23 protein-coding genes are annotated in these 21,896 nt (G+C 51.3%); 15 read left to right on the forward strand and 8 right to left on the reverse strand.

Going from position 1 to position 21,896, the window contains the following annotated elements:
* Nucleotides 1-32: 32 nt before the first annotated feature.
* Nucleotides 33-656: an enterobactin synthase subunit EntD gene (gene entD / locus IB222_RS16730; RefSeq protein WP_149384185.1), complete on the forward strand. Its 624-nt coding sequence runs from the start codon at nucleotides 33-35 to the stop codon at nucleotides 654-656.
* Nucleotides 657-659: 3 nt separating this feature from the next.
* Here entD and IB222_RS16735 read toward each other — a convergent pair whose 3' ends face one another.
* Nucleotides 660-1,595, reverse strand: a complete 936-nt coding sequence (locus IB222_RS16735) for a transketolase C-terminal domain-containing protein (protein ID WP_149281871.1) — start codon at nucleotides 1,593-1,595, stop codon at nucleotides 660-662.
* On the reverse strand, nucleotides 1,588-2,418 hold the full coding sequence (locus IB222_RS16740; RefSeq protein WP_003831177.1) for a transketolase: 831 nt from the start codon (nucleotides 2,416-2,418) through the stop codon (nucleotides 1,588-1,590). The genes IB222_RS16735 and IB222_RS16740 overlap by 8 nt, the downstream gene beginning before the upstream one ends.
* Before the next feature lie 361 nt (nucleotides 2,419-2,779).
* On the opposite strand from IB222_RS16740, the gene IB222_RS16745 reads away from it, so the two are divergent.
* The 8 genes from IB222_RS16745 (at nucleotide 2,780) to IB222_RS16780 (ending at nucleotide 11,617) form a co-directional block, all read left to right on the forward strand.
* A complete protein-coding gene (locus IB222_RS16745; RefSeq protein WP_003831176.1) occupies nucleotides 2,780-3,730 on the forward strand; it encodes a sugar-binding transcriptional regulator in 951 nt (316 codons plus the stop codon).
* Nucleotides 3,731-4,068: 338 nt separating this feature from the next.
* Complete coding sequence (locus IB222_RS16750; RefSeq protein ID WP_148362283.1) at nucleotides 4,069-5,589, forward strand: FGGY-family carbohydrate kinase; 1,521 nt, start codon at nucleotides 4,069-4,071, stop codon at nucleotides 5,587-5,589.
* Nucleotides 5,590-5,714: 125 nt separating this feature from the next.
* Nucleotides 5,715-6,650 (forward strand): D-ribose ABC transporter substrate-binding protein, encoded by a 936-nt coding sequence (locus IB222_RS16755; protein ID WP_003831174.1) that lies wholly within the window; start codon nucleotides 5,715-5,717, stop codon nucleotides 6,648-6,650.
* A 43-nt stretch (nucleotides 6,651-6,693) separates the two neighbouring features.
* Entirely contained in the window at nucleotides 6,694-7,314 is a 621-nt protein-coding gene (locus IB222_RS16760; protein ID WP_100272793.1) for a DUF2291 domain-containing protein, read from the forward strand.
* Between the two features lies 1 nt (nucleotide 7,315).
* Nucleotides 7,316-8,860 carry a sugar ABC transporter ATP-binding protein gene (locus IB222_RS16765; RefSeq protein WP_057066476.1) on the forward strand — a complete coding sequence of 515 codons (1,545 nt, stop codon included), beginning with the start codon at nucleotides 7,316-7,318 and terminating at the stop codon, nucleotides 8,858-8,860.
* Nucleotides 8,861-8,877: 17 nt separating this feature from the next.
* Nucleotides 8,878-9,945, forward strand: coding sequence for an ABC transporter permease (locus IB222_RS16770; RefSeq protein WP_003831171.1), 1,068 nt, complete (start codon nucleotides 8,878-8,880; stop codon nucleotides 9,943-9,945).
* 53 nt (nucleotides 9,946-9,998) lie between these two features.
* Nucleotides 9,999-10,796, forward strand: coding sequence for an SDR family oxidoreductase (locus IB222_RS16775; protein WP_003831170.1), 798 nt, complete (start codon nucleotides 9,999-10,001; stop codon nucleotides 10,794-10,796).
* 35 nt (nucleotides 10,797-10,831) lie between these two features.
* Nucleotides 10,832-11,617, forward strand: a complete 786-nt coding sequence (locus tag IB222_RS16780; protein WP_003831169.1) for an SDR family oxidoreductase — start codon at nucleotides 10,832-10,834, stop codon at nucleotides 11,615-11,617.
* A gap of 42 nt (nucleotides 11,618-11,659) precedes the next feature.
* Here the strand turns inward: IB222_RS16780 and IB222_RS16785 are convergent, their stop codons facing one another.
* Nucleotides 11,660-12,364: a GNAT family protein gene (locus tag IB222_RS16785; RefSeq protein WP_003831168.1), complete on the reverse strand. Its 705-nt coding sequence runs from the start codon at nucleotides 12,362-12,364 to the stop codon at nucleotides 11,660-11,662.
* Nucleotides 12,365-12,506: 142 nt separating this feature from the next.
* On the opposite strand from IB222_RS16785, the gene IB222_RS16790 reads away from it, so the two are divergent.
* Nucleotides 12,507-13,625: a YbdK family carboxylate-amine ligase gene (locus IB222_RS16790; RefSeq protein WP_148362284.1), complete on the forward strand. Its 1,119-nt coding sequence runs from the start codon at nucleotides 12,507-12,509 to the stop codon at nucleotides 13,623-13,625.
* A 67-nt stretch (nucleotides 13,626-13,692) separates the two neighbouring features.
* A complete protein-coding gene (locus IB222_RS16795; protein ID WP_148362285.1) occupies nucleotides 13,693-13,941 on the forward strand; it encodes a DUF1158 domain-containing protein in 249 nt (82 codons plus the stop codon).
* Between the two features lie 22 nt (nucleotides 13,942-13,963).
* Here the strand turns inward: IB222_RS16795 and IB222_RS16800 are convergent, their stop codons facing one another.
* Together IB222_RS16800 and IB222_RS16805 are read right to left on the reverse strand one after the other, a co-directional pair.
* On the reverse strand, nucleotides 13,964-14,305 hold the full coding sequence (locus IB222_RS16800; protein ID WP_003021996.1) for a RamA family antibiotic efflux transcriptional regulator: 342 nt from the start codon (nucleotides 14,303-14,305) through the stop codon (nucleotides 13,964-13,966).
* A gap of 17 nt (nucleotides 14,306-14,322) precedes the next feature.
* Nucleotides 14,323-15,435 (reverse strand): MBL fold metallo-hydrolase, encoded by a 1,113-nt coding sequence (locus IB222_RS16805; RefSeq protein WP_008784042.1) that lies wholly within the window; start codon nucleotides 15,433-15,435, stop codon nucleotides 14,323-14,325.
* Between the two features lie 190 nt (nucleotides 15,436-15,625).
* Between IB222_RS16805 and IB222_RS16810 the strand changes: the two genes are divergently transcribed.
* The 4 genes from IB222_RS16810 to IB222_RS16825 all read left to right on the forward strand — a co-directional run bounded on the left by IB222_RS16810 (nucleotide 15,626) and on the right by IB222_RS16825 (nucleotide 18,658).
* Nucleotides 15,626-16,207, forward strand: a complete 582-nt coding sequence (locus IB222_RS16810) for a TetR/AcrR family transcriptional regulator (protein ID WP_126318898.1) — start codon at nucleotides 15,626-15,628, stop codon at nucleotides 16,205-16,207.
* Complete coding sequence (locus IB222_RS16815; RefSeq protein ID WP_008784040.1) at nucleotides 16,207-16,575, forward strand: MmcQ/YjbR family DNA-binding protein; 369 nt, start codon at nucleotides 16,207-16,209, stop codon at nucleotides 16,573-16,575. The genes IB222_RS16810 and IB222_RS16815 overlap by 1 nt, the downstream gene beginning before the upstream one ends.
* A gap of 119 nt (nucleotides 16,576-16,694) precedes the next feature.
* On the forward strand, nucleotides 16,695-17,348 hold the full coding sequence (gene nfsB, locus IB222_RS16820) for an oxygen-insensitive NAD(P)H nitroreductase (RefSeq protein WP_148362286.1): 654 nt from the start codon (nucleotides 16,695-16,697) through the stop codon (nucleotides 17,346-17,348).
* A 65-nt stretch (nucleotides 17,349-17,413) separates the two neighbouring features.
* Nucleotides 17,414-18,658, forward strand: coding sequence for a mechanosensitive ion channel family protein (locus tag IB222_RS16825; protein WP_148362287.1), 1,245 nt, complete (start codon nucleotides 17,414-17,416; stop codon nucleotides 18,656-18,658).
* Between the two features lie 3 nt (nucleotides 18,659-18,661).
* Here IB222_RS16825 and IB222_RS16830 read toward each other — a convergent pair whose 3' ends face one another.
* The 3 genes from IB222_RS16830 to IB222_RS16840 form a co-directional block, all read right to left on the reverse strand.
* Nucleotides 18,662-19,642 (reverse strand): LacI family DNA-binding transcriptional regulator, encoded by a 981-nt coding sequence (locus IB222_RS16830; RefSeq protein ID WP_003831159.1) that lies wholly within the window; start codon nucleotides 19,640-19,642, stop codon nucleotides 18,662-18,664.
* Nucleotides 19,643-19,719: 77 nt separating this feature from the next.
* Nucleotides 19,720-20,871: a Gfo/Idh/MocA family oxidoreductase gene (locus IB222_RS16835; protein WP_126318902.1), complete on the reverse strand. Its 1,152-nt coding sequence runs from the start codon at nucleotides 20,869-20,871 to the stop codon at nucleotides 19,720-19,722.
* Complete coding sequence (locus tag IB222_RS16840) at nucleotides 20,868-21,896, reverse strand: sugar phosphate isomerase/epimerase family protein (protein WP_063940739.1); 1,029 nt, start codon at nucleotides 21,894-21,896, stop codon at nucleotides 20,868-20,870. Before IB222_RS16840 ends, IB222_RS16835 begins: the two co-directional genes overlap by 4 nt.

Raw genomic sequence — 21,896 nt, forward strand, 5'->3', positions numbered from 1 at the left:
CTCGCTGCGGGGAGAGGGAAATCATAACTATGATGCACACCACGCACACACCGCTCACTTTCGCAGACCACACGCTGCACATTGTCGAGTTCGATCCCGACAGCTTCCATGAGCACGACCTGCTCTGGCTCCCCCACCACTCTCAGCTTCAATCCTGTGGACGTAAGCGTAAAGCTGAGCACTTAGCAGGGCGTATTGCCGCAGTACACGCTTTGCGCGAATTTGGCCTTAAAACGGTACCCGGCATCGGTACACAACGCCAACCGGTATGGCCGCAGGGGCTGTTTGGCAGTATCAGCCATAGCGCATCAACTGCGCTGGCGGTGGTATCAAGACAGCCGGTGGGTATTGACATAGAAGCCATTTTTACGCCACAAACGGCAACCGAACTGGCAAGTAGCATTGTCACTCATGCTGAGAAAGAATTGTTGGCAAACAGCGGCTTGTCTATTGAACAGGCGCTCACCCTGGCGTTTTCCGCCAAAGAGAGCGCTTTTAAAGCAACCCGGACATCAAGACAAGCAGACGCCGGGTTTACGCAATATCAAATCGTGGTGTTACAGCGTAACCAGATGATCCTCCGCGCGCACCACCAAACGTATCGTGTGCAATGGCGTTTTTCGGACAACGCTGTAATCACACTGGCAACAGTATAGAATTCAAAGCAGTTCGCGGGCCAGAGCCGCGATGGCTGCGGCGTCAAAGCCATGGTGCTGGCGTAACCAGCCTCGATCCGCCGCCGCCGCGTACTCCCCATCCGGGATGCCTAAACGCTTCAAAATTGCCCCCATTCCGGCCTCTGCCAGCACTTCGGCCACCAGGCTTCCCAACCCGCCATTAATATTATGCTCTTCCACGGTAATCACCGCTTTACAGCCTTGTAACGCAGATAACAGGGCTTTGGTATCGCAGGGGCGAATTGAAGGCACACTGACCACCTTCGCCTGAATTCCCGCGTCAGCTAACAGCGCGGCGGCATCAACAATTTCATGAACTGTCGAGCCCGTTGCCACCAGCGCCACATGCTCCCCCTCACGCAGCGTCAACACCGCCCCCGGAACAAAACGGTAACTCTCGTCATGAACTTCCGGCAGAGCTTTTCCATCAAGACGAATATATACCGGTCCCTGATAGCCAATCGCATAATCGATAATCTGTCGGCACTCTCGTGGCGAAGATGGGGCGAAAATCTGGATATTGCCGAAGCCTCGCATAATGGCAATATCATCGATCGAATGGTGAGTGCTCGCCAGCGGGCCATAGCTGGCACCAGCATTAAGACCGAATAGCTTCACATTGGTATTGTTGTAGCAAACATCAACTTTAATTTGCTCATTGGCACGGGAGATAAGAAATGGCGCAGCGTTACAGGTGACGGCGACCTTACCGCCAAGTGCAAGTCCTGCCGCCGTTCCAACCATGCTTTGTTCAGCAATACCTACGTTGACCAGGCGACCGGGAAACTGCTTTATAAAAGGAGCAATTTTCGCGGTTGATGTCGAGTCCGCTACGACCGGCACCAGGTCAACACCTTGTTCCACTGCATCAATGAACGCCTGAACCATGACGTTCGCGAGGTGTTCTGCATTACTCATCTTTTAATTCCTCCAGAGCCAGTTCGATCTCTTCACCTTTTGGCACCCGATGGTGCCATTCAGGGCGCCCCTGGATAAAAGATATACCCGCGCCTTTCGTGGTATTGGCAATGATGACGTTAGGTTTGCCATCCTGCTTAAGTCCTTCCAGCGTGGCGACAACCGACGCCATATCATTCCCCTGACACTCAGTCACCGTCATACCAAATGCCTGCCATTTTGCGGCAAGCGGATCGGTATTCATGATTTCGCGAGTCGGTCCGGCTAATTGAAGATTGTTCTTGTCATTAATAATGATCAGGTTATCGAGGCCATAATGAGCAGCAGCCAGCGCCGCTTCCCAGTTACTTCCTTCGGCCAGTTCGCCATCGCCTGTGATTAAAAAGATGCGGCGTGAACTGTTACTTTTCTTCGCAGCCAGAGCCAGTCCCACCGCAACAGGTAAACCGTGGCCCAGAGCACCGGTATTCAGCTCAATACCCGGCGTTTTCTGGCGCACCGGGTGTCCGGGAAGATGGGAATTGGCATGTTGATAGGTTTCCAGCCAGTCAACGGGAAAAAAACCCGCCTCCGCCAGAACGCAGTAGTAACAGCCTACCGCGTGACCTTTAGACTGGATGTAGATATCCCGAGCCTCATCAGCGATACGCTCCGGAGCGACATTGAGTATACGAAAATAGAGTGCCGTCAACAGCTCAACTTGAGACAAGTCCGCACCAGTATGCCCACCCGCAGGGCTGTTAGCATTTAATCTAACAATGTGACGGCGAACCGCCCGCGCTTTGCGCTCAAGAGTCTGGATATCATAGTTCCAGGGATTCATTTAGCACCTCTGAATTTATTTTCGATATGGAATATTTATTCCGCATGGGACTAAAAAAACCAGAATTTCCCATACGTCACATCTTCAGGCTTACGCCGTTGTATCATACTCAGGAACATTCTGCCTCCTTACCGCGACCACACTGACGCTGGTAATAATAAGTTGACCTGTAACCACCATGAATATATATTCACAAATGATTCTTTATTCAATTATGCAACCTAATTTTCGTATTTGTCCATAGCTGTTTTGGAGGATTGGTTAAAGTTAGAGCTTTATCACACTTACCTGTCTTCAATTTTCGCGTATGATAAAACGCATTAAGATAATGGCGGTACGTAAATGATTTTCGAGGAAATATATGGCTAAGCAGGACGAACAACGGCTATTGGTTAAAATCGCTACCCTTTACTATCTTGAAGGACGCAAACAGTCCGATATTGCTCAACTTCTCTCGCTTTCTCAGTCGTTTATCTCCCGCGCCATCACCCGCTGTCAGAAAGAAGGGGTGGTGAAAATCAGCGTTGTCCAGCCCTCAAATATCTTCCTGAATCTTGAAAAAGGGATCGAGGAACGTTACGGCATTAAGCAGGCCATTGTGGTTGATACCGAAGAGGATGCCAGCGACCACACCATCAAACGCGCCATTGGTTCTGCCGCAGCCCACTATCTGGAAACCAGGCTGCGCCCCAAAGATCTGGTGGGCGTTTCCTCATGGAGTTCGACTATCCGAGCGATGGTGGATGAAGTCCATACGCAGAACCTGAAGGCCGGCGGCGTAATTCAATTGTTGGGCGGCGTGGGTCCCAACGGCAACGTACAGGCCACAATTCTGACGCAGACGCTGGCACAACATCTGAATTGTGAAGCCTGGCTGCTTCCTTCGCAGAGTATCGAAGGCTCGGTTGAAGAGAAAAACCGTCTCGTTGCCAGCAAAGATGTCGCCGATGTGATTTCACGCTTTGATAATGTAGACATCGCCATTGTTGGCGTCGGGATCCTCGAACCGTCCCAATTGCTGAAAACATCAGGCAACTACTACCACGAAGATATGTTGCAGGTACTGGCAGATCGCGGCGCGGTCGGAGACATTTGCCTGCATTACTACGACAACAAGGGCCAGCCGGTATTGCAAGATGACGAAGATCCAGTGATTGGCATGGCCCTGGACAAGGTAAAAAAATGCCCGAATGTCGTGGCGCTTGCTGGCGGTACAGACAAAGTCGCGGCAATTAAAGGGGCGTTGAACGGAGGTTATATCGACGTGCTCATTACCGACTATCCTACGGCCCGCATGCTGGTCACCTCCTGATCCTCAATTCGCTGATAGCCTTTGCACGAAAGATAAAAAGCAAAGGCTGTGACTAAAATCCATATATTTCAATAGACTGAATGGTTTCACCTCGCCTTAATTTACTCTTTTTTCTGTTATTGTCCCGTCTGTGTAAGTGTGATTCTCAGCACAATTGATGATTTTTTCTGTAGCCCAACGGAAAGATTGTGGCTAAGGTATTAAATAAATAATCACTATCGAATATATATTCAATGATTGAAAAACGATGTCACAGCCAGGCCTGATGTAGTAATGACGCGACAATGAGGGGGCTTTATCCTCCAAACCGGGACGCAATGTGACTCAGGAGATAATCTATGTGTGCAGCGAAGAAAGAGTTCATCATTGCGCTGGATGAAGGCACAACTAACGCCAAAGCGGTTGCGCTTGATGCACAGGGCAATGTGGTGGCAAAGTTTTCTCAGCCACTGGCGATTCAGACCCCTCGGGATGGCTGGGTTGAACAATCTGGCGAGGTGTTGATTGATGCTTCTATTGGTGTCATTGCCAAAGCTGTGAATCATGTTGGTGCTGAAAACGTCGCAGCACTGGCTATCAGTAATCAGCGTGAAACCGCCATAGGCTGGTATCGCCAGACTGGCAGACCGCTAAATTCCGCAATCACCTGGCAATGTACGCGCAGTGCGGCTTACTGCGAGGAACTGCGGCATGAAAATAAAGAACAACTAATAAAATCAACCACTGGTCTGCCAATCGCACCACTTTTCTCCGCATCAAAAATGCGCTGGCTACTGGAATCCGTGACCGATGGCCCACAGCTGGCTGCGCAGGGACAAATTTGCCTGGGAACGATCGACAGTTGGTTGCTATGGAATTTAACCGCTGGTGAAGCCTTCTGCTGTGACTATTCCAATGCCGCCCGCACACAGTTGCTAAACCTGCACTCTGGAGAGTGGGATGAAGCCATGCTGGCACTCTTCCACATTCCGCGCGCCGCCTTACCGGAAATAAAACCCTCCAGTGGATTATTTGGTCATACTCGCGGACTCAATGGCATCCCAGACGGCATTCCTGTGATGTCGATGGTGGGTGACTCACATGCCGCTCTGTTTGGCCATGCTCTTGGCGAAATGGGATGCGTTAAAGCAACTTACGGTACCGGGTCATCGGTGATGGCGCCGGTCAAATCAGCCCAATGCGATATTGACGCACTGGCTACAACCATCGCCTGGCACGATGGAAATAGCATCATATACGGTCTGGAAGGCAATATCCCGCACACGGGTGATGCGGTGGCATGGATGGCGGACAGTACTGGTCTGAGCGAACTTTCGGATGCCGAACTGGCCTACGAACTCAACACCCTTCCCGCCTCCGTTGATTCGACCCTCGGCGTTTATTTTGTGCCAGCACTGACCGGGCTTGGCGCACCGTGGTGGGATGACAGTGCCCGTGGAGTCATCTGCGGACTCAGTCGGGGAGTTAAACGAGCACATCTCATTCGTGCCGCACTTGAGTCGATTACCTATCAAATCGCCGATGTTGTAGTTGCCATGCAGCAGCACGATGATTTCAAGTTAACTGCATTAATGGTTGACGGTGGCCCCACCAAAAACGACTGGCTAATGCAATATCAGGCAGATCTGCTTGGTTATCCGGTTATGCGTAGCGATGTGCCAGAACTTTCCGCCATTGGCGCGGCATTACTGGCGCGTAAAGCGCTTTACCCTGGCTCACTGACTGATTTAAAAGCTTTTTTAACCGTACATAGCACATTTCAACCCGACATGGATCGCCACCATCGGTTGCAAAAAAGATGGCAGGAATGGCGCCATGCGGTAAACAGAACATTATGGAAACCGGCCCCGTCCGCCTGATGCCTCACCTGGGAAAACGCGCGACGTTATTTACCACATATACAGGAGGACACCGGACCATAAGAAATTCAAGCTTTACGTTGTTTCACCGTACCCGACAATAACAACACAGAGAGAACATTGTCATGAAATTACGTTTAACGCTGTTAACTGCTGCAACCCTGACTGCTTTGTCTTTTACTGCTCATGCAGCGGAAAAAGGGACAATCATGATTATGGTGAATTCACTGGATAACCCGTATTACGCCTCAGAAGCAAAAGGTGCCAGTGAAAAAGCCAAGGAACTGGGCTACAAAACCACAATTTTGTCGCACAGTGAAGATGTGAAAAAACAGAATGAATTGATTGATACGGCAATCGGCAAAAAAGTCCAGGGTATCGTTCTGGATAATGCAGATTCAACGGCCAGCGTCGCGGCAATTGAAAAAGCGAAAAAAGCTGGAATTCCCGTCATATTAATCAACCGTGAAATTCCCGTTGATGATGTTGCACTGGTGCAAATTACCCACAATAACTTCCAGGCGGGTTCCGAAGTTGCAAATATTTTCGTCGAGAAGATGGGCGAAAAAGGTAAATATGCTGAACTGACGTGTAACCTTGCGGATAATAATTGTGTTACGCGCTCCAAATCCTTCCACCAGGTTATTGATCAGTTCCCGGATATGGTTAGTGTCGCCAGACAGGATGCCAAAGGTACGCTTATCGACGGTAAACGTATTATGGACAGCATCCTACAGGCCCACCCGGACGTGAAAGGTATCATCTGCGGTAACGGTCCTGTTGCACTGGGCGCTATTGCTGCATTAAAAGCGGCGAACCGCAGCGACGTGGTAGTGGTCGGTATCGACGGCAGCAACGACGAACGTGATGCGGTGAAAGCAGGCACTCTACAGGCAACCGTCATGCTCCAGGCTCAGGCTATCGCAGCACAAGGGGTTACCGATCTGGATAACTACCTGCAAAAAGGCATAAAACCCGAAAAGCAACGCGTCATGTTCCGCGGAATTCTTATCACTAAAGAAAACGCAGATAAAGTGCAGGATTTCAATATCAAGTCCTGATCCCGGGTTGTTGCGCCTCTCAGGAGGCGCAGAGGAGAACATTATGTCTAAAAAAGCCTGGCTTGCGCTGGCCTTGTTGACCGTGGGCGGATGCCGCATCGTCTCGCAGCAGGAACTTGCGGACCTCAAGTCGCCACCGAATCCACACATGGCCAATATTGATCAAACGTGGCAAAACAAAATTGTTCCGCAAATTGTCGGGCAGGCTCGTCCGGTGGCCGATTTATTAATGGCCTTGCATGCTGAAAAAGATTTTGATAGCGCCTGTAAAAATCTCGGCTACCGTTCTCAGGAAGAGAATCCCTGCATCTTTTACGTACAAGTAGAAGGAAAAATTAGCAATCTTGATACCGCCTCTCGTAGTGGAAAAATGACTATCGCCGATAAAAGCGGCAACAGCATTATTGTGCAGATTGGTCCGACGCTGCGCGGCACACAATTACGCGATGCCTTTAAAGGCACAAGTTATAGTGATTTCAATGACCAGGTATTATTTGGTGAATATGGTCGAGGAATTAACGAACAAGCAATAAAGATGATCCAATCTGCGCAGCTTAAAACCGGAGAATCAGTACACGTTTATGGTGTTTTTTCTGAGTGGGAGATACCAAAATCCATCCCGGTTATTACACCAGCGAAAATTGAATCTGTAGGAGGACAATAACATGCAGCAGCAAGATATCGTCACTCCTCATTCCGTCGAATCTGAAGTTATTATCGAAACACACGATTTATCGCGTGTTTACCCTGGGGTAGTGGCATTAGATAGCGTCAACTACCGGGTATATCGGAATAAAGTAAACGTGCTGATCGGAGAAAATGGTGCGGGTAAGTCCACCATGATGAAAATGCTTGCTGGTGTCGAAAGTCCCTCTTCCGGACAAATTATTATGGATGGCATACCCGTCACATTAAATTCGACCCATCAGGCCGAAAAACTGGGTATCAGCATTATTTTTCAGGAGTTGAATTTATTCCCAAACATGAATGTCATGGATAATATTTTCATGGCTAACGAGTTCTTTCAAAAAGGGAAAATCAACGAAAAATACCAATACGCACTAGCAAAATCCTTACTGGAAAGACTCGAGCTGGATGTTGATCCGTATACACCTCTGGAGGAACTAGGGATCGGTCATCAGCAACTGGTCGAAATTGCTCGTGCGCTCTCCAAAGATACCCGCGTTTTAATCATGGATGAACCAACCTCCGCACTCAGCCAGTCTGAGGTGAAAGTGTTGTTTAACGTCATTGAGCAACTTAAACGGCGCGGTGTCACCATCATCTATATATCTCACCGTCTGGAAGAGTTGATGGAAATTGGTGATTACATCACGATTTTCCGCGACGGTCGTTTTATCAGCGAACGCCCAGTCAATGATGCCAGTATTCCGTGGATCATTGAACAAATGGTGGGTGACAAGAAAAAACATTTTGATTATCAACCCGCACCAAAAGGTGAAACGGTTCTATCCGTACAGGGTCTCACAGCCCTTCATCCGAGCGGCGGCTATAAGCTTAATGACGTGACGTTTAGCCTCAGTAAAGGCGAAGTCATCGGAATCTATGGTCTGCTGGGCGCTGGACGCACGGAACTGTTCAAAGGTCTGGTGGGACTTATGCCCTGCCAGAGTGGGAGCGTGCAGCTTAACGGCGAATGCATTGATAAAGCCCATTTTCAGTCACGTCTTAAAAAGGGGCTGGCGTTGGTGCCTGAAGACCGTCAGGGCGAAGGCGTTGTTCAGATGATGTCGATTCAGTCCAACATGACGCTGTCTGACTTCAGCCTGCAAGGCTTTCGCCGTGCCTGGAAATGGCTGAACCCGCACAAAGAGCAGTCCAGTGTGAAGGCAATGATCCAGCAACTGGCTATCAAAGTGAGCGATCCCGAACTGCCTATCACCTCATTAAGCGGCGGTAATCAGCAAAAAGTGGTGCTGGGTAAGGCATTGATGACGCAACCGCAGGTGGTTTTCCTTGATGAGCCCACCCGAGGCATTGATGTGGGTGCGAAAACCGACGTGTATCACCTTATTGGCAAAATGGCGCAGCAAGGGCTGGCGGTGATGTTCTCTTCATCAGAGCTGGACGAAGTGATGGCGCTGGCGGACCGCATTCTGGTGATGGCCGATGGCCGAATCACCGCTGATGTCCCCCGTCATGCGGTTACCCGCGAGACATTAATCGCGGCTTCTACACCTCAAGATTAATCAGGCTGGAATCCATCATGAACCAGAAATATATGATTTATATGTACCTCCTGAAGGCCAGAACGTTTATCGCACTGCTGCTGGTTATCGCATTCTTTAGCGTGATGGTACCTAATTTCCTGACCACCTCTAACCTGTTGATCATGACCCAGCACGTCGCCATCACGGGCTTACTGGCAATTGGTATGACGCTGGTGATACTCACTGGCGGTATCGATCTGTCCGTCGGGGCGGTAGCGGGTATTTGCGGCATGGTTGCAGGCGCCTTGCTTACCAACGGTCTGCCCATCTGGGGTGGCAACATCATCTTCTTCAACGTACCAGAGGTCATAATCTGTGTTGCCCTCTTCGGCGTTGTCGTTGGTTTTGTCAACGGTGCCGTCATCACGCGTTTCGGCGTTGCGCCGTTTATCTGTACGCTCGGCATGATGTACGTTGCCAGAGGATCTGCTCTTCTGTTTAACGACGGCAGCACTTACCCAAATCTTAACGGCATGGACGCGCTGGGCAATACCGGTTTTGCCACGCTGGGTTCAGGTACTTTGTTGGGGATTTATCTCCCTATCTGGCTGATGATTGCCTTCCTGCTGCTGGGCTACTGGGTAACCACCAAAACTCCACTAGGCCGCTATATCTACGCGATTGGAGGGAACGAGTCCGCCGCACGTCTGGCGGGTGTCCCTATCGTAAAAGCGAAGATCTTTGTGTACGCCTTTTCCGGCCTGTGCGCCGCTTTTGTTGGGCTGATTGTGGCTTCACAACTGCAAACAGCACATCCGATGACCGGTAACATGTTTGAGATGGATGCCATTGGCGCAACTGTGCTGGGCGGAACTGCGCTCGCGGGAGGACGCGGACGCGTCTCCGGCTCCATTATCGGTGCCTTCGTAATTGTCTTCCTCGCCGATGGCATGGTGATGATGGGCGTCAGCGACTTCTGGCAGATGGTCATCAAAGGTGTGGTTATCGTCACCGCCGTTGTTGTCGATCAGTTCCAGCAAAAGCTGCAGAACAAAGTCATTCTGATGCGTCGCCATGAAGAAAAGCTGGCGGCAGCACCTTCAGTAAATACCGTATCCAGTTAAGCAGCAACATTCCGCCGGGCATCTTTTGCCCGGCCTATACAGGGGATAAAAATATGCAACGTGATTTTCATGGTAAGACAATTGTCATCACTGGTGCTTGTCGAGGGATTGGCGCAGGTATCGCCGAACGTTTTGCCCGCGACGGCGCAAACCTGGTGATGGTATCTAATGCAGAGCGCGTCCACGAAACAGCGGAACAGCTTCGTCAGCGCTATCAGGCAGATATTTTATCTTTGCAGGTGGATGTCACCAATGAGGCGCAGGTGCAATCTCTGTACGAGCAGGCCGCAGCGCGCTTCGGCACCATTGATGTCTCGATTCAAAACGCGGGTGTTATCACCATCGACTATTTCGACCGCATGCCGAAAGCCGATTTCGAAAAAGTCCTCGCCGTAAATACCACTGGCGTATGGCTCTGCTGTCGGGAAGCAGCAAAATATATGGTTAAGCAAAACCAGGGCTGTCTGATTAATACCTCTTCCGGTCAGGGACGCCAGGGTTTCATCTATACCCCACACTACGCCGCCAGCAAGATGGGCGTAATTGGTATTACGCAAAGCCTGGCGCATGAGTTGGCACCGTGGAATATCACCGTCAACGCCTTTTGCCCAGGGATAATCGAAAGCGAAATGTGGGATTACAACGATCGTGTCTGGGGCGAAATTCTCAGCACAGATGAAAAACGCTATGGCAAAGGTGAACTGATGGCGGAATGGGTTAAAGGCATCCCCATGAAACGCGCGGGCAAACCTGAGGATGTCGCCGGACTGGTCGCTTTTCTCGCCTCTGACGATGCGCGTTATCTCACCGGACAAACCATCAACATCGATGGCGGCCTGATTATGTCTTAATGCCCACCAGGGTATCTGTTAAGAGAGTCATCACTATGATTACAAAAGATTTTGCTCAACAACTGTTTAATCTTGAGGGGCGCGTCGCTTTCGTTACTGGCGCAGGTAGCGGCATCGGTCAGACTATCGCCTGCGCACTTGCCAGCGCGGGCGCGCACGTGATCTGTTTTGATTTGCGCGAAGACGGCGGGCTGAACGCGACCGTTGATGCTATCACCGCTATTGGCGCCCAGGCTGCGCTCTATACGGGCGATGTCCGCCAGCTTAGCGACCTTCGCGCCGCGGTAGCCCTGGCGAAGGAACGCTTTGGTCGTCTGGATATTGCGGTCAATGCCGCAGGCATTGCCAACGCCAACCCTGCGCTGGAAATGGAAAGCGAGCAGTGGCAGCGCGTTATCGACATTAACCTCACTGGCGTGTGGAATTCCTGTAAAGCCGAAGCCGAGCTGATGCTGGAATCCGGTGGTGGCTCGATTATTAACATCGCATCCATGTCCGGGATTATTGTTAACCGAGGCCTTGAACAAGCCCATTACAATAGCGCTAAGGCGGGGGTGATTCATCTGTCGAAAAGCCTGGCGATGGAGTGGATTGGAAAAGGAATACGCGTGAACTCCATCAGCCCGGGATATACCGCCACGCCGATGAATACTCGACCGGAAATGGTTCATCAGACGCGGGAGTTTGAAAGCCAGACGCCAATTCAGCGCATGGCAAAGGTGGAAGAGATGGCGGGCCCGGCACTCTTTCTGGCCAGCGATGCCGCTTCATTTTGCACCGGTGTAGACCTGGTTGTAGATGGCGGATTTATCTGTTGGTAAACAGCAATACGCCCGCAGCCATTGTTAGCTGCGGGCGTTAATTTATTCGCGGCTACAGGCAGCCAGCGTTTTTCGTTGCCGCCCGTGTTCATCAAAGTTCTCTGCGGCCAGCCAGCGCTGTAAAACGGCATCACACTGGGGCCATTCGCTATCAATCATTGATAACCAGTCGCTGTCGCGATTACGCCCCTTGCGCACAATCTTCTGGCGAAAGCGACCTTCGAAGATAAACCCAAGGCGTTCCGCTGCCCGTCGAGAAGCGGTGTTCAGAGAATCGCATTTCCACTCCACGCGACGATAGCCCAACGCAAATGCCTGGCGCAGCAGCAGCCAGATGCTTTCGGTGCCAAGAACCGTATTTTTCATACGCGGTGACCAGGTCACATGACCAATTTCGACCGAACCGTGCTCTCGTTCAATCGCCATAAAGCACACCAGTCCGACAGCTCGTCCTGAACGCTGTTCAATGACGGCATAGGGAACCAGAGATGCATCAGTAACTTTCCCCTGCACCCAGCAAGCTGCGGCCTCAACGCTTGTGGGGCGAGAGCTTGCAAGCCAGGTCCAGTCGCGATCGTCCAGCGCCTGCGCGTAGGCATCAAACAGATCGGCGGCATGGCTGTCGGCATCCAGGGGAACCAGTCGACAATATTGCCCTATCAGCGTTTCCCGTGGCAGTACGGCAGCGCCATTCCAGTCCGGCACGACATCGCCGACGGTCTGCCCATAAAGATTTATTTCCGGCACGATTCAACCCCAGTAGCGAAGTAAAAAATAGTTATAACACCGGCCATTACACCTTCAAAGCGTCGCAAGGGTGATTTTGACGACGAACAGAAAATCAGCAGTCCTTCTATACTGATTAAAAATCAACGCGGAAGAGAGCCTTATGCCACTACCCGATTTTCATGTTTCCGACCCTTTTACGTTAGGCATTGAACTGGAAATGCAGGTGGTCAATCCGCCAGGTTACGACCTGAGTCAGGACTCCTCCCGGCTGATTGATGCCGTCACACCGCAGCTCTCCGCCGGAGAAGTGAAGCACGATATCACCGAAAGTATGCTGGAGATGGCGACCGGAATTTGCCGAAATATCGACCATGCTGATGCTGAATTGTCCGCTATGCAGCAGATAATTATGCGAGTTGCTGCAGAGCATCACCTCGCCATTTGTGGCGGTGGCACACATCCATTTCAAAAATGGCAACGTCAGGAAGTCTGCGATGACGAACGCTATCGGCGCAACCTGGAAAATTTTGGCTATCTTATCCAGCAAGCGACGGTATTCGGCCAACATGTGCATATCGGCTGCGCAAACGGCGATGATGCCATTTACCTGCTACACGGCCTGTCGCGATTTGTTCCCCATTTTATTGCGCTCTCGGCCGCCTCACCTTATATGCAGACCTCCGACACGCGGTTTGCCTGCGCGCGACTGAATATATTCTCCGGATTTCCCGATAATGGCCCGATGCCATGGGTGAATAACTGGCAGGAATTCGAGGGGCTATTCCGTCGACTGGCTTACACCAGCATGATTGATAGCATTAAAGATTTACACTGGGATATCCGCCCCAGCCCGCACTTTGGCACGGTAGAGGTTCGGGTCATGGATACGCCGCTGACCCTTGATCATGCGGTCAATATGGCAGGACTTATTCAGGCTACCGCCCACTGGTTACTCACCAAACGTCCATTCAAGCACCAGGAGCGTGATTACCTGTTGTATAAATTCAATCGTTTTCAGGCCTGTCGCTTTGGTATGGCGGGAATCGTCACCGACGTCAATACCGGCGACGGCTGCCGCCTGTCAGAAGACACATTGCGACTCCTGGAGAATATCGCTACCTCTGCAGATAAAGTAGGCGCAACCAGCGCGATTGAAGCTATACATCTGCAGGTTAAAAATGGTCATGATGAAGCACAAAACATGCGTGACTTTGTCGCCGAAGGCGGGTCACTGAGTGGCCTGGTGAAAAAGCATTGTGAGATTTGGGCGGGGTTGTAAGCGTGGGTATTTGCGTTGCCCGCTGAGATCCCGGACAATAGCTTTTTAACTCAAGTTTAACAATGTCATGAAACACCCGCTTGAATCACTGATGACTGTCGCAGGGATCCTGCTACTGGCTTTTTTGTCTTGCCTGCTGCTGCCCGCCCCCTCGCTTGGCCTGGTGCTGGCGCAAAAACTCGTCGCCATTTTTCATCTGATGGATCTCAATCAGTTTTATACTTTGCTGTTTTGCCTGTGGTTTTTACTGCTAGGCGTGATTGAATATTTGGTGCTGCGCTTCATCTGGCGGCGCTGGTTCTCGCTGGTGGATTAGGCCCGCGAGAACCCCTCTGCTGTTAATGCGTTCGGCTATGATTTTCTTTGCGATAAGCTCCCGGCGGCTGGCTGAACGTACGGGTGAAAATACGCGTAAAGGTCTGCTGCGAATCGAATCCGTATTTCAAACAGATGTCGTACACTTTCTGGTCGGTATCGCGTAGATCGCGCGCCGCCAGCAGCAGCTTGCGCTCGCGGATGTAACGCCCAAGACTTTCGCCTTTGTACTGCATAAAAAGACGCTGCAGGTGCCATTTGGAATATCCCGCATGGCGTGCAATATCATCAATGCGCAATGGCTGATTCAAATTATCATCAATCCATTCAACAATCGTATCAATTACCTGAGCAGAAATCGTCATCATGCTCTCCCCTGTATTCATTGAGTCACCTGTTGCCACCAGGCCGTAAACGGTTGGTCCGGTTCGGACAGTATTACCGGTTCACCCAGCATTGGCGTCAGCAGTCGGTAATCCTGATGACGGCTGGCAAGCGCCAGTCGTTTGTATGGATCATCCCAGGTATGTTTCGCCAGAACGAAACGGCCGGCATGCCCTGGCAACACAGCCTTCGCATGTAGATCTGCCGCAGCCTGCGCCGTCTCTTCCGGCATCATGTGAATAAACTTCCAGTCCTGGTCATACTGACCGTTCTCCATAATCGCCAAATCGACAGAGCCAAACTGCTCGCCGATGGCTTTAAAATGCGGTCCATAGCCGGAATCGCCGCTGTAATAAACGTTCTGCTCCGGCGTTTCGAACATGAAGCTCGCCCATAGCGTTTGGTTGCGTTTGATACCGCGTCCCGAGAAATGACGAGCAGGCAGCACATGAACGATCAGCGAATCCGTCACTCTGACGGACTGATTCCAGTCCCGTTCTTCGATTATCTCGCTGCGCATTCCCCAGTAACGCAGATGCGACCCGACGCCAAGCGGTGTAATCACCCGCTTAATTTTTGGCATTAGCGCCTTGATAGTGGCGAGATCCAGATGGTCATAGTGATCGTGGGAGATGATGAGCAAATCAATCTCCGGCATCGTCTGCGCAGTCCATGGATAATCACCGGCAAAGGCCTTGTTCAGGAACGAGAACGGTGCGGCATAATTGCTGAACACCGGATCAATCAGGATACGTTGACCCGCCAGCTGTAAATACCACGAAGAGTGGCCCAGCCAGACCAGGGTATCCTGCTGCGGCGAAAGCCCGGCGAGATCGGTCGCGACCATAGGTAACGGCTGCGCTGGACGTGCATTTTCACGCTTAGCGACCAGAAACTCCCACCAGGCCGCCAGCATACCTTTGTTGCCGGTATAGCCCGGTGTCGGCACCTGGTTATGAAACTGTCCATCACGATAGTGCGGTGACTGTTCAACCTGACTCAGCTGTGCCCCTTGCGGTGCCTGACCAAACCCGGCATTGAGTACAAACGGTAAACTTGCAGCTGCGGCAATAAGCATAATAACAACCACACAAACTGTGAGACGCTTCATATCCTGACCTTAAACGCGCCCCCTTTCCGCTGGTTTGCGCGACTGACTCTTGATTATGAGTGAGTAAGCACTCATTATAGAAATCGAAAGTTCTCCGTCAAGATGATTTTCAATCTTTGACATTCGCCGTTGCGGCGCAGCAATCGCCGTGATTCAATCATGTTTTTTACAGACTTAAGGGTAAAGTGTAGTGGCTCGTCCGAAGAGTGAAGACAAAAAACTGGCATTACTGGAAGCTGCAACCACAGCATTTGCACAATCAGGTATTGCGGCGTCTACCGCCGTGATAGCCCGCAATGCAGGGGTTGCGGAGGGAACGTTGTTTCGCTATTTCGCAACCAAAGATGATTTGATCAACGAGCTTTACCTCTTTTTAAAGCAAGACCTTTGTCAGTCGATGATGGCAAATCTGGATCGCTCAGTGACCGATGCCAAATCCATGACTCACTACATCTGGAACAGCTACATTAGCTGGGGCCTGAACCACACCTGCGGGCATCGCACGATTCGCCAGTTAGCCGTTAGCGAGAAAATCAGCAAAGAAACAGAACAGCAGGCTGACGATATGTTCCCGGAACTGCGCGATCTTTGTCATCGTTCCGTACGACCCGAGTTTATGTCTGACGAATATCGCGCCTTTGGTGACGCGCTGTTTCTTTCTCTGGCGGAAACCACCATGGAGTTCGCCGCCCGCGATACTGCCCGCGCAAATGACTATATTTCGATGGGATTTGAAGCCATGTGGCGAGCACTGACCCGCGAGGAACAATAATGGACGGCCAGACCCTACCTGCCTGTGCGAAACGCCTTGCGCTTGAACTGCCTTTTACCGAACACTGCTGGCCATTTGGCCCGGAATACGATGTCTTCAAGGTTGGCGGTAAAATTTTTATGCTGGTCACGGAGCTTCGCGGACGGCCGCTTATTAACCTGAAATCCGATCCGCAAAAATCACTGTTAAACCAGCAGATCTACCCCAGCATTAAGCCCGGCTATCACATGAATAAAAAGCACTGGATCTCGGTCTATCCTGGTGACGATATTACCGAGTCATTACTGGCAGAGCTGGTGAATGATTCCTGGCACCGCGTCGTCGACGGCTTGCCGAAGCGGGATCAAAAACGCCTGCGTCCAGGTTGATTTATCGCTAACCCCGATAAGTGTTTTTGCATTTTCCTGTCTTATCTTTTTCCTGCTAACCCTGTACCCTGCTGAAACAAAACGCACCCGCAGGGTATGGAAAATCACCAGGAGTAGTTATGGATATTGTTTCTGTCGCCTTAAAACGTTACTCCACTAAGGCATTCGATCCGAATAAAAAACTGACCGCCGAGCAGGCCGAAAAATTAAAAACGCTGCTGCAGTTTAGCCCGTCCAGCACCAACTCTCAGCCGTGGCACTTTATTGTTGCCAGCACTGACGAAGGTAAGGCGCGTGTGGCCAAATCCGCAGCCGGCGGCTTTGTATTCAACGAACGTAAAATGCTGGATGCTTCCCACGTCGTGGTGTTCTGCGCCAAAACGGCGATGGACGATGCGTGGCTGGAACGTGTAGTGGATCAAGAAGAAGTTGATGGTCGTTTCGCCACACCGGAAGCTAAAGCCGCAAACCACAAAGGCCGCACCTTCTTTGCCGACATGCATCGCAAAGAACTGAAAGATGATAACCACTGGATGGCAAAACAGGTGTACCTGAACGTCGGTAACTTCCTGCTGGGCGTTGCGGCGATGGGACTGGATGCTGTGCCGATCGAAGGCTTTGATTCAGCAGTCATGGATGCAGAATTTGGCCTGAAAGAGAAAGGTTTCACCAGCGTAGTGGTGGTTCCGGTGGGTCATCACAGCGTAGAAGATTTCAACGCCGCGCTGCCGAAATCTCGTCTGCCGCTGGAAACGACGCTGACGGAAGTCTAATCCTCCGCATTTGCATAAGCTCCGCACAGCGGTCATCATAGACCGCTGTTTATTAAGGAGACATTATGCAGGAATTGATATCTCAGGTAGAAGAACTCGGCATTGAAATAAATCACACCACCTCGCTGGTGATGATTTTTGGCATTATTTTTATCACCGCCATTATTGTTCACGTTATTTTGCACTGGGTGGTACTACGCGCATTTGAAAAGCGCGCCAACGCCAGCTCCCGCCTGTGGCTACAAATCATCACGCAGAACAAGTTATTTCACCGGCTGGCATTCACCCTGCAGGGTATCATTGTCAATATACAGGCTGCACTCTGGCTACAGAAAGGCAGCGAAGCCGCAGAAATATTAGTAACCTGCGCACAGCTGTGGATCATGATGTACGCCCTGCTGTCACTGTTTTCTCTGCTGGACGTTATTCTCAATCTGTCACAAAAACTCCCTGCTGCGTCGCAACTGCCGCTAAAAGGCATATTCCAGGGCATCAAGCTAATCAGCGCAATCCTCGTCGGAATATTGATGATTTCCCTGCTGATTGGCCAGTCACCGGCAATACTGATAAGCGGTTTGGGTGCAATGGCCGCCGTGTTAATGCTGGTATTTAAAGATCCAATTCTCGGACTGGTGGCCGGAATACAGCTCTCCGCCAACGATATGTTAAAGCTTGGCGACTGGCTGGAAATGCCGAAATACGGCGCAGACGGTGCTGTTATCGATATTGGCTTAACCACCGTCAAAGTGCGCAACTGGGATAACACCATCACCACGATCCCAACCTGGTCACTGGTATCAGACTCTTTTAAAAACTGGAGCGGAATGTCGGCTTCGGGTGGTCGGCGAATTAAACGCAGCATCAGCATTGATGCCACCAGTATCCATTTTCTTGATGAGGATGAGCGTCAGCGGTTGCATAAAGCCCACCTGCTGAAACCGTATTTAACCACACGTCACCAGGAAATCAGCGAGTGGAATCAGCAATTAGATGCGCCTGAATCGGTATTGAATCACCGCCGGATGACGAACATTGGCACCTTTCGCGCTTATCTGAACGAGTATTTGCGTCATCATCCGCGTATTCGCAAAGATATGACATTAATGGTGCGCCAGCTTGCGCCAGACGATCATGGTTTACCGATTGAAATTTATGCCTTTACCAATACGGTGGTCTGGCTGGAATATGAAAGTATTCAGGCTGATATCTTCGACCATATATTTGCCGTAGTCGAAGAGTTTGGCTTGCGCATTCATCAGTCGCCTACCGGAAACGATATTCGTGCGCTGTCTGGCGCGTTTCTGCGATAAAGCTCAGGTACTGGCGCGTGAAATATAGCGCCAGTCCATCATCACCCTTTCCGTCTGCGCGTCAGGATTTTCTATTTTATTCAGCAACAATCCTACCGCTTTGCGGCCTATATCCCGTGAGGGCTGCTCAATGGTCGAAAGCTGTGGAGAAACCATTTCTGCCAGTTCCGTACCGTCGAAACCAACAACGGCGATATCCTGCGGGATCTGTAATCCGGCATCGAAAATAGCGCGCATCGCACCCGCGGCTAGCGTGTCCGATACGGCAAACACCGCGTCGGGTTTCACCTCTGCGGCAAGTAGTGTTTTCATCGCCGCAATTCCTGCACTGGAACTTAATTCACTGGCATATTCCACAGCCTGATATTCAAGCGACAATGCATGCAGCGCCGCTTTATAGCCGCGTTCGCGCAAACGAGCATATTTATAACTCAGGTCATGATTGATTAAGGCTATTCGTCGGTAGCCCTTATCCACCAGGTGAGATATCACCGACTGTGCGGCGTCAACATCGTTAATCCCCACGCAGGAAACCGCGCCTTTGTCAGCATATTCCGCGCACTGAACCCAGGGCGCATCGCCAATCAGCGTAGTCAGTTCCGGTAATTTTGAGAATGCATCCATGGTGATAATGCCATCGACGATTTTCCCCGACAGGAGCTTCAACGCCGATTTTGAGCGGGCTGTATCCGAGCCGGAATTACACAGCAAAATGCGATAGCCATTCTTCTCCGCCTCCTCTTCAATACCTTTAACAACCTCTGCACAAAAAGGGTTGGCAATGTTGGAAACCATCACCAAAATCATCGAACTACGTGCCGTACGCAGCTGACGCGCCAGCAGGTTGGGCTGATAATTGCTTTCTTTAATAGCCTGTAGCACACGCTCGCGATTTTTGGCTTTGACGGTATCACTGTGATTCAGCACACGCGATACCGTCGCCACCGACACACCGGCAAGCTGGGCGATTTTTTGAATAGACATAACGACGACACATCCTGCGGTTTACGCTTTGCGTTGAGGCTACCATAAAATCGCCGACTGGCGAACCGGATGCGTGTTTAGCGCTGTACTGATATCCAACGCTGCTGCTGATGGCTTTTTATAATTGCATCAATGATATACATCACATCCGCACCATCAGAAAAAGACGCAAATCGACGCTCTGCCGTCGCGGGCATTTTGCCTGCCAACACAGCCTGATAAAACTGCTGCATCATATTCTTGAACGCATCCGGCCAGCCCTCAATATGCCCGCCCGGAAAGTGCGCACTGGCAGCTACATCAGCATTCATCAATCCAGGGTCGTCCGTCAGGATCTGGTTCGCCTGCTGACGGTGCCCGACCCAAAGCTGTTGCGGCGTTTCCTGATCCCAGTGCAGTGAACAGTGGCTACCGTTAATTTCAAAGCTCAGGTGATTCTTGCGCCCTGCACTCACCTGCGAAACGCTAAAGCAGCCTTTGCTGCCATCATCAAAACGTACTAGCACCGATCCACGATCTTCCGTCGTAACCGCTTTATCCTCAAATTGCACATCAGCCGTTTGCTGGCCAAACGTAGCGTTACTGGCAATGCTGGCTTTACGTACCGGCCAGACGATAGCCAAATCGGCCATCACCTCGACAATACGTTTTCCAGTCACGAATTGCACCGTATCACACCAGTGCGAACCGATATCCGCTACCGCCCGCGAATCCCCACCCTGTGCGGCATCGACCCGCCAGTTGTAGTCAGTCTCCAGCAGCATCCAGTCCTGCAAATAGCTCCCCTGAGCGGCAAACAGACGGCCCACGCTGCCGCTTCTGACCATACTGGCCGCCTGCTGCACCATTGCAAACTGGCGATAGACAAAGCTCACGCCGTGCACCACTCCCGCCTGCTGTGCCAGCGTTTCCAGTTCACGAGCCTCATCCGGCGTCATACACAGCGGCTTTTCTGAAAACACGTGCAGGCCCGCGCGTAAAATCTGCCGATTGATGTCGGCATGCAGATGATTCGGCGTACAGTTATGCACTACCCGCAGTCCGGGATGCGCCAGCAGCGCCTCAACGCTGCCGTACGCATGAGGAATATGAAGAGCATCTGCGCGTTCCTGGGCAACCGCCAGCGAGCTATCACAGAGCGCCACCACGTTCACACCGCCGAGTCGACGCAATGCCTCAATATGTGCAGGCCCAATAAATCCGCTGCCAATAATGCCAACCTGTATCATTTGCGTACCTCATCGCCAGCGGCGAAATCATCAAATGCGCGTGCAGAAACCGGAATAATATGGCGGCGTATAAAATCGCTCCCTTCACTCGCCCCGGTTTGCGCGTCTTTCAGGCAACACTCCCATTCCAGCACCGCCCAGCCAGGGAAATCATATTGTGTGAGCTTGCTGAAAATCGTTTTGAAATCAACCTGCCCGTCCCCCAGGGAACGGAAACGCCCGGCGCGATCGAGCCACGGCTGATAACCGCCATAGACACCGCTGCGGCTACTGGCGTGGTACTCAGCGTCCTTGACGTGGAAAGCTTTAATACGCGAGTGGTAGACATCGATAAACCCAAGGTAATCCATCTGCTGCAATAACAGATGGCTCGGGTCATAGAGAATGTTGCAGCGAGGATGATTATCAACCAGTGCCAGAAAACGCTCGAACGTCACGCCATCATGCAGATCTTCGCCGGGATGGATCTCAAAGCAAACATCCACCCCATGATGATCAAAGCGATCGAGAATCGGTCTCCAGCGACGTGCCAGCTCCAGAAAAGCCTCTTCAAAGCGCTGACGATTATGCGGTGGCCACGGGTAAAAGAAAGGCCATGCGAGCGAACCTGAAAACGTGGCATGTGCCGTCAGCCCCAGTCTTTGTGAAGCCGCAGCGGCCTGGTGTAAGGTTTCGATGGCCCACGCCTGTCTGGCCTGCGGATTAGCGCGTACAGACGGCGGAGCAAATCCGTCAAAAGCGTCATCATAAGCCGGATGGACGGCAACCAGTTGACCTTCAAGATGGGTAGATAATTCGCTAATCACTAACCCATGCCCGGCCAGCATTCCGCGAATATCATCACAATAGGCCTGACTTACAGCAGCTTGTTCGACATCAAACAGCGACTTGTGATTACACGGGATTTGTAATGCCTTATAGCCCAGCTCCGCCGCCCATTTTGCCACGCCCTCCAGGGTGTTAAATGGCGAGCGATCCCCGATAAATTGCGCCAGAAAAATGCCAGGTCCCTTGATGGTTTTCAT

The organism is Citrobacter sp. C13 (genome assembly GCF_014596815.2).
Lineage (GTDB): Bacteria > Pseudomonadota > Gammaproteobacteria > Enterobacterales > Enterobacteriaceae > Citrobacter > Citrobacter portucalensis.